General features: G+C 68.9%; 12 protein-coding genes. 6 read left to right on the forward strand and 6 right to left on the reverse strand.

Going from position 1 to position 10,497, the window contains the following annotated elements; all coding sequences use genetic code 11:
* A partial coding sequence (locus tag MBTS_RS14665) for a calcium-binding protein (protein WP_192215924.1) occupies positions 1–1,779 on the forward strand: 1,779 nt, incomplete at its 5' end.
* A 533-nt stretch (positions 1,780–2,312) separates the two neighbouring features.
* On the opposite strand, the gene MBTS_RS14670 is transcribed toward MBTS_RS14665, so the two are convergent.
* Both MBTS_RS14670 and MBTS_RS14675 read right to left on the reverse strand, forming a co-directional pair.
* Positions 2,313–2,777, reverse strand: a complete 465-nt coding sequence (locus MBTS_RS14670) for a hypothetical protein (protein WP_147833265.1) — start codon at positions 2,775–2,777, stop codon at positions 2,313–2,315.
* Between the two features lie 106 nt (positions 2,778–2,883).
* Positions 2,884–4,080, reverse strand: a complete 1,197-nt coding sequence (locus MBTS_RS14675) for an MFS transporter (RefSeq protein ID WP_192215925.1) — start codon at positions 4,078–4,080, stop codon at positions 2,884–2,886.
* Positions 4,081–4,188: 108 nt separating this feature from the next.
* Between MBTS_RS14675 and MBTS_RS14680 the strand changes: the two genes are divergently transcribed.
* The 3 genes from MBTS_RS14680 to MBTS_RS14690 all read left to right on the forward strand — a co-directional run bounded on the left by MBTS_RS14680 (position 4,189) and on the right by MBTS_RS14690 (position 5,981).
* Entirely contained in the window at positions 4,189–4,977 is a 789-nt protein-coding gene (locus MBTS_RS14680) for a helix-turn-helix domain-containing protein (protein WP_192215926.1), read from the forward strand.
* 123 nt (positions 4,978–5,100) lie between these two features.
* On the forward strand, positions 5,101–5,517 hold the full coding sequence (locus MBTS_RS14685) for a hypothetical protein (RefSeq protein WP_210322811.1): 417 nt from the start codon (positions 5,101–5,103) through the stop codon (positions 5,515–5,517).
* Entirely contained in the window at positions 5,514–5,981 is a 468-nt protein-coding gene (locus tag MBTS_RS14690; protein ID WP_192215928.1) for a hypothetical protein, read from the forward strand. Before MBTS_RS14685 ends, MBTS_RS14690 begins: the two co-directional genes overlap by 4 nt.
* 207 nt (positions 5,982–6,188) lie before the next feature.
* Here MBTS_RS14690 and MBTS_RS14695 read toward each other — a convergent pair whose 3' ends face one another.
* From MBTS_RS14695 to MBTS_RS14710, 4 genes are read right to left on the reverse strand one after another with little or no spacing between them, the layout of a single operon-like run.
* Positions 6,189–6,389, reverse strand: a complete 201-nt coding sequence (locus MBTS_RS14695) for a DUF3606 domain-containing protein (RefSeq protein WP_147833402.1) — start codon at positions 6,387–6,389, stop codon at positions 6,189–6,191.
* Positions 6,386–6,598, reverse strand: coding sequence for a hypothetical protein (locus MBTS_RS14700; RefSeq protein WP_192215929.1), 213 nt, complete (start codon positions 6,596–6,598; stop codon positions 6,386–6,388). The genes MBTS_RS14695 and MBTS_RS14700 overlap by 4 nt, the downstream gene beginning before the upstream one ends.
* A gap of 59 nt (positions 6,599–6,657) precedes the next feature.
* On the reverse strand, positions 6,658–7,476 hold the full coding sequence (locus MBTS_RS14705) for an ATP-binding cassette domain-containing protein (protein WP_018045651.1): 819 nt from the start codon (positions 7,474–7,476) through the stop codon (positions 6,658–6,660).
* A 60-nt stretch (positions 7,477–7,536) separates the two neighbouring features.
* Positions 7,537–8,919: a lysine N(6)-hydroxylase/L-ornithine N(5)-oxygenase family protein gene (locus MBTS_RS14710; protein WP_238253964.1), complete on the reverse strand. Its 1,383-nt coding sequence runs from the start codon at positions 8,917–8,919 to the stop codon at positions 7,537–7,539.
* Between the two features lie 194 nt (positions 8,920–9,113).
* Here MBTS_RS14710 and MBTS_RS14715 point away from each other — a divergent pair, with 194 nt between their 5' ends.
* Together MBTS_RS14715 and MBTS_RS14720 are read left to right on the forward strand one after the other, a co-directional pair.
* Complete coding sequence (locus MBTS_RS14715; protein WP_056143585.1) at positions 9,114–9,329, forward strand: MbtH family protein; 216 nt, start codon at positions 9,114–9,116, stop codon at positions 9,327–9,329.
* A 52-nt stretch (positions 9,330–9,381) separates the two neighbouring features.
* A partial coding sequence (locus MBTS_RS14720) for an AMP-binding protein (protein WP_192215930.1) occupies positions 9,382–10,497 on the forward strand: 1,116 nt, incomplete at its 3' end.

Genomic DNA, 10,497 nt, shown 5'->3' on the forward strand with positions numbered 1-10,497 from the left:
GGCCACGACACCATGATCGGCGGGGCGGGCGACGACACCTACATCGTCGATTCGGCCGGCGACACCGTTGTGGAGGATGCCGGCGAAGGCGACGACACCGTCCGCTCGTCGGTGACCTACACCCTTCCCGACAACGTCGAGAACCTCGTTCTCAGGGGCACCGGCGCCATCGACGGGACAGGCAACGCCCTCGACAACAGGATCACCGGCAATGATGGCGACAACCGCCTCGACGGCGGGGCCGGCAACGACCGACTCACCGGGCGTGGCGGCGACGACGTCCTCGTTGGCGGTACCGGCAACGACATCATGCGCGGCGGAGCCGGTGACGACGTCTACGTGGTGGATTCCACGGGCGATCAGGTCATCGAGGAGGCTGGCGAGGGCAACGACACCGTCCGCTCGTCGGTGACCTACAGCCTCGGTGCCAATGTGGAGACCGTCGTTCTCACCGGAACCGGCGCCATCGACGCCACCGGAACCGGCGGTGCCAACAGCCTGACCGGCAACAACAGCGACAACCGCCTCGACGGCGGCGCCGGTAACGACACGCTCTCCGGACGCGGGGGAAATGACACCCTTCTCGGCGGCACCGGTGCGGACACGATGCGCGGGGGCACCGGCGACGACACCTACGTGGTCGACGCTGCGGGCGATCGGGTCATCGAGTTGGCCGGCGAGGGCACCGATACCGTGCGCTCCTCGATCGACCACACCCTCGGGGCCAATGTCGAGCGCCTCGTGCTGACCGGAGCCGGAGATCTCGACGGGACCGGCAATGGCTTGAACAACGCCATTTTCGGAACCGGCGGGGACAACGTGCTCAATGGTGGTGGCGGCAACGACATCCTGTTCGGCAAGGGCGGAAACGACAGGCTCGACGGCGGAACCGGCAACGACACCCTGCATGGCGGTCTCGGCGACGACACCTACTTCGTCGACAGGGTCGGCGATAAGATCGTGGAACTCCCGGGCGAGGGCAACGACACGGTTTATGCCTCGGTGACCTACGGGCTCTCGGCCAATGTCGAGAACCTCGTCCTGAGGGGGACTGGCAACCTGAGCGGTTTCGGCAACGACCTCGACAACGCCATCACCGGCAACGACGGCAACAACCGTCTGAGCGGGGGGGCCGGCGACGATGTCATGACGGGCCGCGGCGGCAACGACACTCTGCTCGGCGGCACCGGGGCCGACACCATGCGCGGGGGAACCGGCAACGACACCTATGTCATCGACAATGCCGGGGATCGCGCCATCGAACAGCCGGGCGAGGGCTTCGATACGATCCGCTCGACCGTCAGCCACACGATGGAAGCGAATACGGAGAAGATGGTTCTCAGCGGAACCGCGGCTCTCACCGCCAACGGCAATGCCGGTAACAACGAGATCTACGGCAATGCCGGTGACACCGCGATCTACGGCGGCGACGGCCGTGACCTTCTCTACGGCCGCGGCGGTGCCGACACCTTCGTGTTCAAGGACGTCACCGACAGCGACGTCGCCATCGGCGGGCGCGACATCGTCAAGGACTTCGACTTCGCACAAGGAGACCGCATCGACTTCAGCGCGATCGATGCGAATTCGGGGCTAGCCGGCGACCAGGGCTTCCAGTTCGTCGGAACCCAGGCGTTCTCCGGCGAGGCCGGCGAGTTGCGGATGAAGTTCGGCGGCGGCAACACCCTCCTGCAGGGTGACACCAACGGCGACGGAGCGGTCGACTTCTCCGTCCTCCTTCAGGGCCATCATGTCCTCGACAGCGGGTCGTTCATCGTCTGACGCGGGCTTCCCCGGCGGTCGGTCGCCCTCCGGCACCGGATGGCCCGACACGCCGACAAAGACCACATGAGGAGCGGGGGGCCGACGGCTCCCCGCTCTTTTCCGGGGATCTCGGCGCAGAATGGGGCGACGATTCTCTCGGAGAGGCGCTGGAGCCGACGAGACGGCGGTTTCCGCCGGCCCGGTGACGTTCCGGGCTTGACGCTGGTATACCAGAAGGACCAAGATGCTGTCGCTCCTCTCGGGGAGCCTTCCTATGAGCAAAACTTCACCCGCCCGGCTTCGGCCGAGGCGGGCTTTTGTGTGTTTGGGCAAAGGCGTCGAGACCGACCCCCTCGACGCGGCCGTGATCGCCCGCTTCACGTAAGCCACGAAACCGGCCATCCGCCCAAAAGCTCCTCACCATGCTGCGGAGCAAAACACCATGGCCGCCCCAAAGCGCTCGACCGACAGGACCGTCGCTTTGGAAGGAGAGGGGACCCATCGTCTGCGCCAGATGGGCGAACAGCGCCGCCGCACGGAGCGGGGCCACCTCATAAGCGGGGATCGGCGTAGTGCTTGATCACCGCGAGGGGAGCGGACGGGGCCGGCCACAGGATGAGGCGGTAATGGTCCTCGCCGTCCAGGCGATCGTCGGTGAGGGTGGTCAGGCCGCCGAAACAGGCGCGGACGCGGTAGGTGCCGGGTGCCACGGACAGGATGTCGATGGACCCGCCCGTGCATTCGTGGATTTCGAGCCGGCCCGAGGGCAGGTCGAGGCTCGCCTCCACCACATGGTCCCAGAGGTCGAGGGCTTCGTCGGGCGGTGCGTCGACGATGTCGAGTTCCACCGGCACGGACATGTTGCGCTCGGGCTGGATCACCACGAGGAACGGCGCCGTCTTGACCCTCCGCCGGAGGTCGTCCTCGCTGTAATCCAGCGCCGTGTCGGGCATCTCGCCGTGATCCCAGAGATAGAACTGGTGGTAGTCGGCGAAAATCTCGTAGCGCTTCTGCATGGCATCGCTCCCGCTGGCGCGACCGGAATAGGACGTTCGCTCAGGTTTCGCGATGACCCCGTCCGATGGCGGTGCGAAGGCCCGTCGCGTGGCGGTCGGCCCCGCCTCATTCCGCCGGGGCGAGGGGCCGGGAGCGGTCGTTCCCCGTGAGGCCGAAAAAGCCGACCGCCGAGGCCACGATGACGCCGCCGCAGGCCGCCGCGATCCCGAGCACGAGCCCGAACCCGCCCCTCTCGTGCAGCAGGGCGATCAGCGGCACCGCGAACCCGCTCACGGTGAAACCGAGGAAATAGCGCACGCTGTAGGCCCGCGCGCGGTAGAGCGGCGGCACGTAGCGGGCCACCATCGCGTCGTTGATCACCACCTGCCCGTAGAGCGCCGCCATGGCCAGGACGAGGCCGGCGAGGAGCGGGAGGCCGGTGCTCAGCGCAGCGATTCCCAGGCCCAGGGGCTGCAGCACCGACAGGCTCAGGAACAGCGCCGGCAGGCTGTAGCGGTCGATCAGGCGTCCCATGACGAGCTGGGTCAGGGCCCCCACCATGAAGACCAGGGTGGCCACGGAGCCGATCAGCGCGAGGGGCAACCCGTCGCCGACCCGCTCGTCCACCACCTTCGGCAGGGCGATGGTGGTGATGTTGAAGGTCATCCCGCCGGCCACGATGGCGCAGGCGAAAACCACGAGCAGGGGGATGGGCCGGGACACCGCGAGCACCGCCTTGCCCCTGTCCTTGCCCTGCGCGCCCTCGCCGTCGCCGGGGACCATGGCGAGAAACGCAGTCCCACAGGCGAGGCAGACCAGGCCCGGCACCAAGAAGGCTGCCTGCCAGCCGAACCCCGTCGCCAGCAGCGCCGTGACACCCGAGGCCGTCGCGGCGCCGACATTGCCCCAGACGCCGTTCACGCCGAGGTCCCGCCCGAGGCGGCGCGAGTGGGAGACCAGCATGGTCGAGCCGACCGGATGATAGATCGCCGAAGCCAGCCCGAGCACGCAGAGCCACAGGGCGAAAGCCGTCGGGCTCGCGGCACTCGCGACCCCGAGGCACGACAGGCCGTAGCCGAAGAAGAACACCGCCAGGAGGTTTCGCCGTCCGAACCGGTCGGCGAGCCAGCCCATCGGCAGCGCGCAGAGCCCGAAGGCCACGAAGGCGCCGGTGGCGAGCGCGATGAGCTCTCCATAGGACAGCCCTGTCTGCGCCGCGATGGCGAGCACGGCTGTCGGGTAGATCAGCAGGACGAAGTGATCGAGGGCATGCGCCACGTTGACGAAGCGCAGGGTGCGGCGGGACAGAGTTTCGGCGTCCATCGATAGAGGATCTCCGCAGGCAGGCTTCGCTCTACCTGACCCGTTGAACGCCGTCGGGCCGAAGGTGTACGCGTTCGGGCCAAGGCAGACCGCGCCGACGGGGAAACCATGCGCTCCATCAGGGCCGAGGACTATCAGGACGTGCCACGGGCCGTCGCGGTGATGCCCAAGACCTTCGCGGCAGGCAGCCGCACGGAACGGCACTCCCACAAGCGGGCGCAGCTGCTCTACGCCACCGCCGGACTGATGATGGCGACCGCCGAGGACGGGACCTGGGTGGTGCCGGAGGGCCATGCCCTGTGGATCCCTCCACGCCTCCCCCACGCGGTCGTCATGCATGGCGACGTCGCGATGTGCTCGGCCTATCTCGCCGTCGAGGCGATTGCCGGCTTCTCCGAACGGGCACGGGTCATCGAGGTCTCGCCCCTCCTCGCCGCCGCCCTGGTCGCCCTGACAGGCGAGCCCGTTCTGTATGACGAGACGGGGCGGGGCGGGCATCTGGCCGCCCTGGTGCTCGACGAGACCAGACGCGCCCCCGAAACCCGGCTCACCCTGCCCTTGCCGCAGGATGCCCGCCTTCGGCGGATCTGCCTCGGGTTGATCGACGATCCCGCCTTGGCGCTCGGTCTCGACGCCTGGGCCGATCAGGCCGGTGTGAGCCGCCGGACACTGACGCGCGGGTTTCGCCGGGAAACGGGCCTCAGCTTCGGGCAGTGGCGCGCGAGGGCCAGGATCGTGCGGGCCCTGGCCCTTGCGGCCGATGGCCGGGCGGCACGCCACGTCGCCGCCTCGGTGGGCTATCGCAGCATCCAGGCCCTGAGGGGCAGGATCGAAGCGCTGATCGGACGGGAGGGGGACACCCGGCCGGCCTCGGCGGCCGTCGCTCCGCCGGGTTGAAGAGCGTCGCCCGTCCCGGCAGGATCGGTCATGCCTTAAGCCCGAGGAGAAGGCAGAATGCGTCGATATCCACGACGTCCCCGGCATCGCGATCGGAACCGTCCGGGGTGGACCGGGATGCCGATGCGCCTGCTCGCCGTGTCGCTGGCGGTCTCCTCGCCCGCCCGCGCCTTCGACGAACTCATCGTCCGGCCGCCGACGGGTCTGGCGGACGAATGCGTGAACGGCCTCATCGAGCACCGAACCGGCCAGTGGAAGCGGCGGGACCGGCCGCCCGCCTCCGGCGCGTTCGGGAGCGTCGAGGAGATCGTGGGGGACGTCGACCCGCCGGCCCTGCGCGCCCTGGCGGAGCGCGGGTGCAGCCGGCGCTTTCGGCATCTCTTCCTGTCCTGCACACGGGTCGATTGGCCCGAGAATGCCAGTCCCGCCCTCCGGCCCATGGGCGTTTCGGCAGAAACGGAGACCGAGATGATGCGGGTCATGCGCGGATGCCTCGCCGATCTGAAGCAGGCGGGCGTGCCGCCGACGGGCAAGCGATGACCGCGGAGCCGGACGACTGGAAGCGCCTGCCGTTCGGGGAGACGGCTTCCATTCCCTACCGGGCCTCCTTTAGCGACGCGGATTTCGAGAGGATCGCGCGCGGCCTGGTTCCGAAGGCGATGGAGGACAAATGGTTCGCCTATCTCAATGGCCCGGTTCTCTGTTTCCATCGAAGCTGGACGGGGCAGGCGGCTTATCGCGTCACCTTCCGAAGGTCGGACGGGCGCCACATCGTGGCCGAGGCACTGTGCGCGGTGGAGCTGATGGAAAATGGTGAGGCCGCCTATCAGGCCGAGCTGCTCGATTTCCTGATCCGTACCCTCCTATTGGGCGCGCCGCGTCCGTTCCCGCTTCCCAGTGATCTGAAGGAACCGGCGCCGGGCATCTATCAGCATAGGGTCGCGGGAACCGGCTATCGGGAGGTCGCGGTCCCCCGAAAGCCATGGTGGAAATTCTGGGGCTGACGCCCGGTTGCCCGTCTTCCTACCCTTCGGGTGTGATGAGGAACGCGCCGCGGCGGTTCCGCTGCCGTCCGGCGGGGTCGTCGCGTCCATCGGGGTGGGCGTTGGGCGCGACGGGCACGGTCTCGCCCTTGCCCGCCGCCGCCAGGCGGCGATGCCGCGCCCCACCAGCCAGGCGCGGACGGAGACCGCCCGCCGCAGCCGATTCCCTTACACGATGCCGCTGGCTTCGAACGGCCACGGCTTGCCGAGCCGTTCGGCGACCTTCGCCGGATCGTGGCCGACCTCCGCCACGGCCGCCTCCACTTCCTCGCTCGGGGTCTGGAAATAGCGGGCCCAATAGGCTTTGTCCCGGGGCTCCTTCAGCGACACCGTAATGGGCGCCTCGGGCGTGGATCCATCCATACTCATCGGGCGGCTTCCTCGGCTTCGGTGCCGGGCCGGTCGCTCGGATCGTCCGGCGTTTCCCGAACGGTTCCGCTCACGGTATCCTTCGGGCCGGTCGCTGCGCCGTTCTGCTCGGGCTCGCCGGAGCCGCCGCCGCGCGATCGGTCGTAGGAGGATGCGGCCAGATCCTCGTTCACCTTGGTCGGTTCGGGCAGTTTCGTCGTCTCGGACATGCGTCGCTCCCTGATCTGACGGGCCAACGCTCGAAGCGCGATGCGGGTTCGGGCCGGCCTCAGTCGAGGTAGCTCAGGGCCATGCCCGTCCGGGGATGGGGGATGACCCCCATGCGCACCCCGTAGATCGCCTCCAGCCCCTCCGGCGTCACGATCTCGGCGGGCGTGCCGCGCGCGATGAGGCGGCCACCATGGAGCGCGATGAGGTCGTCGCAGGTGCGGGCCGCCATGTTCACGTCGTGCAGGACCACGATGACGGTGAGGCCGCGCTCCCGCGACAGCTGGCGCACGAGGGAGAGCACCTCGATCTGGTGGGCGACGTCGAGGGCGGCGATGGGCTCGTCGAGAAGCAGGCATCCGGCATTCTGCGCCACCAGCATGGCGAGCCAGACGCGCTGGCGTTCGCCACCTGAGAGGCTGTCCACCATGCGCTCGGCGAAGGGCGTCACCGTGGTGAGCCGCATCGCCTCGGCGACGGCCTCGCGGTCGGCCGCGCCCATCCGGCCCAGCGCCCCGTGCCAGGGATAGCGGCCCATGGCGACGAGTTCCCTGACCAGCATGCCGGGCGCCTGCGGCGTCGTCTGCGGAAGATAGGCGACCTCGCGGGCGAAGGCGCGGTCCCCGAGCTGTTCGATCGGGGCGCCCTTGAACAGGACGCGTCCGGCGCTCGGAGCCTGCTGGCGGCCGAGCAGCTTGATCAGCGTCGACTTGCCCGAGCCGTTATGGCCGATGAGGCCGATGACCCGGCCGGCGGGGATGGTCAGGGTCAGCGGCTGCAGCAGCACGCGCCCGGGCACCGAGAACGTGACGCGGTCGAGGCTGTAGACCGCATCGTCCGGGCCGGAATCTCCCCTTGGTCCCGCATCGGCTCGGATCATGGATTTCGTTCGCCCGTTCGACGCTGCAACGCACGCCATGCTGGTGGACCGAGGGCCGCGTCAGGCCCGCGCGGCCGTCGTCTGCCGGTCGGCCAGTAGCGATTGGGCGATCTCATGCCCCCGCATGACCAGGATGGACAAGAGTGTATCGCTCAGGCCGTGGGTGGGTTCGCTGAAACCTTGGAGATAGATGCCCGGCTCGAAACCGGGGCGGGTGGCGAGACGGTAGTCGCGCCCGATGGTGCCGTCGGTGAGATGCGGGGCGAGCGACGGCATGATGGTCTCCAGGCGGTCGCGGCGATAGCCCGTGGCCAGGATCACGACGTCATAGGGCTCCTGCGCGGTGAGCCCCGTGGCGGCGTCCAGGGTTTCGAGGACGATCTCGCCGGCCTGCTCTACGGCCCCGACCACGGTGGTCCTCGGCCGCAGGGCATGGCGATGCTCGCCGCTGACCTTCTGCTGATAGAGGATGTCGAAGATGCGCGTCAGAAGGTCGGTGTCGATCACCGAGTAATTGGTGCCGCGGAACTCGTCGATGATGGCCCGGCGCTGGGTCTCGGGCTGGCCGTAGACAAAGTCGGTGAAGTCCGGGTTGAAGATCTCGTTGACGAAGGGGCTGTCATCGGCGGGCTTCAGCGCCTGCCCGCGGAAGATCATGGAGATGTCCGCGGTGGGAATGCGGCTCTGCAGGTCGAGGAAGAGCTCGGCCGCCGTCTGGCCCGCGCCGATGACGGCGATGCGCGGCCGGCGTGTGGCGCCGTCCGGCAGGGGAACGCCGTCGATCCGCGACAGGTAGTGCGACGAGTGGAAGATCCGGGCGCTCCCCTGCAGCTCCTCGAAGACCGGCAGGATCCGCGGCTCGCCTCCGGTGGCGAGGATGACGGCGCGGGTGCGCCGTCTCCGCTCGCGGCCATCGGCCTTGCGCGAATGGACGAGCAGGTGGCGGATCGTGTCGCCGCGCCCCTCCGGCTCGACGGCCAGCACGGTATCGCCATAGTCGCAGCGATCGGCGAAATGCCCGGCGACCCAGCGCAGATAGGCGTTGAACTCGATCCGGCTCGGAAAGAACGACTTGCGGTTGATGTAGTCGATCAGCCGGCCGTGGACATGGAGGTAGTTGATGAAGGTGTAGGGGCTCGTCGGGTCACGCAGGGTGACGAGATCCTTCAGGAAGGAGATCTGCATCCCGCTGTCAGGCAGGAGCATCCCGCCGTGCCAGACGAACTCGTCCTGGCGCTCGAGGAAGCGCACCCGGGGCTGGCGGCCTCGCCGCCGTCCCGCCTCGTCGAGGGCGATGGCCAGCGACAGGTTCGACGGGCCGAAGCCGATGCCGAGCGCATCGTAGACCGGCGCGTCGTCATCGTCCCCGCGCCTCGGCCCCTCGTCCCGGAAGACCCCGCGCAGGGGGAAGGACGTATCCGAGTGGTCGTAGGATTCCGTCATCACCGAACCTCCATTCCTGCGCCGAGCGACACGGATCACCGCGGCGATCCGCCGGCGGTCGTCAGGCAAAGGGACGTTCGGGCAGGGGAGGGATTTAGGAGCCGGCCGGAAAAATTGTGCGCCGCCGCTTAAATTTCGGCGATCCGCCACCGTCTCTGGCTGCGAGACCGACCAAATTCGCGGAGCGCAACGCCATGGCCACCGACGACAGCGAAGCGACGTTCCTCGTCGTGATCAACGGGGAAGAGCAGTATTCCGTCTGGCCCGCCCATCGCCCGGTGCCGGCCGGATGGAGCGCCACCGGCTTCTCCGGGGCCCGCGCCGCGTGCCTCGAGCATATCGACACGGTCTGGACCGACATGCGGCCCCTGAGCCTGCGCCGTGCCCTTGCCGGCAACGCCTGCGCCTGAACCCCGGCGCCCCGTTTCGATGACATCCCGTTTCGACGACATGGCAGGACACATGATGACCGACGGTTTCCCGCGCGCGTCGCTGGTGGTCCCGCCCGCCACGGACTTCGTCAGTCACCTGCGCTGGCTGGCCGAGACCCATGGCGAGGTCTCCGCCCTTCATTTCCTCGACGACCCGCAGCGGGGCGAGGTCGCGGTCACCTACGCGGAGCTCCACCGTCGGGCGCGGGCCATCGCAGCGCGGCTTCGGCAATCGGCCAGCCCCGGCGACCGGGTCTGCCTCCTGCTCGATACCGGGCTCGACTACGTCGCGGGCTTCTTCGGTTGCCTCCAGGCGGGGCTCATCGCCGTCCCGGTGTTCCCGCCCGAGCCGCGCCGGGCGCAGCATCAGGCGCGCATCGCCGCGATCATCGATGACGCCGAGCCGTCGCTGATCCTCGTCCATCACGACGACGCGGACTCCGTTCACGCCATGCTCGCCACGGCGGGAATCCGCAGCGCGGTCCTGCCGGTGGAGGACATCTCGGCGGACGAATCCCGCGACGCGGAGCCCGCCGGTCGGCTCGAGGCGGCGCCGTCGCCGGAGGACGTCGCCTTCCTGCAATACACGTCCGGGTCCACGGCCGTGCCCAAGGGCGTGGTCGTCAGCCACGCCAACCTCGTTGCCAACGAGCGGCTGATCCGGGTCGGGTTCGACTTCCGTCCCGACGACGTCATGGTGAGCTGGCTTCCGCTCTATCACGACATGGGTCTGATCGGCGGCATGCTGCAGCCGATCTACGCAGGCATCCTGGGCGTTCTCATGTCGCCCAAGCATTTCCTCGGCCGCCCGGCGCGCTGGCTGGAGGCCATCCACCATCATCGCGGCACGGTGAGCGGCGGCCCCGATTTCGCGTTCCGCCTATGCCAGGACAGGGTCGACGACGAGACCGTCGCGCGGCTCGACCTGTCCAGCTGGCAGATCGCCTTCTCGGGCTCGGAAATGGTCCGGGCCTCCACAATGGCCGATTTCGCCGAGCGCTTCGCTCCCGCCGGTTTCGACGCCCGCGCGCTGAGGCCGTCCTACGGCCTGGCGGAAGCGACGCTCTTCCTCACCGCCGGGACGCGCGGCGAGGGCATGCGGTCCCTCGACCTCGATCCCGCCACCCTCGCGCAAGGCCGTGCCGTC

The sequence above is a fragment of the Methylobacterium bullatum genome, assembly GCF_014845095.1.
GTDB classification, from domain to species: domain Bacteria; phylum Pseudomonadota; class Alphaproteobacteria; order Rhizobiales; family Beijerinckiaceae; genus Methylobacterium; species Methylobacterium bullatum.

Bases quoted from the DNA above. Each gene is read 5' to 3' on its own strand.
- MBTS_RS14675 (WP_192215925.1), bottom strand. From the start codon at position 4,080: ATGGACGCCGAAACTCTGTCCCGCCGCACCCTGCGCTTCGTCAACGTG.
- MBTS_RS14715 (WP_056143585.1), top strand. From the start codon at position 9,114: ATGGCCACCGACGACAGCGAAGCGACGTTCCTCGTCGTGATCAACGGG.
- MBTS_RS14670 (WP_147833265.1), bottom strand. From the start codon at position 2,777: ATGCAGAAGCGCTACGAGATTTTCGCCGACTACCACCAGTTCTATCTC.
- MBTS_RS14685 (WP_210322811.1), top strand. From the start codon at position 5,101: ATGCGCCTGCTCGCCGTGTCGCTGGCGGTCTCCTCGCCCGCCCGCGCC.
- MBTS_RS14695 (WP_147833402.1), bottom strand. From the start codon at position 6,389: ATGAGTATGGATGGATCCACGCCCGAGGCGCCCATTACGGTGTCGCTG.
- MBTS_RS14710 (WP_238253964.1), bottom strand. From the start codon at position 8,919: ATGACGGAATCCTACGACCACTCGGATACGTCCTTCCCCCTGCGCGGG.
- MBTS_RS14690 (WP_192215928.1), top strand. From the start codon at position 5,514: ATGACCGCGGAGCCGGACGACTGGAAGCGCCTGCCGTTCGGGGAGACG.
- MBTS_RS14700 (WP_192215929.1), bottom strand. From the start codon at position 6,598: ATGTCCGAGACGACGAAACTGCCCGAACCGACCAAGGTGAACGAGGAT.
- MBTS_RS14705 (WP_018045651.1), bottom strand. From the start codon at position 7,476: ATGATCCGAGCCGATGCGGGACCAAGGGGAGATTCCGGCCCGGACGAT.
- MBTS_RS14680 (WP_192215926.1), top strand. From the start codon at position 4,189: ATGCGCTCCATCAGGGCCGAGGACTATCAGGACGTGCCACGGGCCGTC.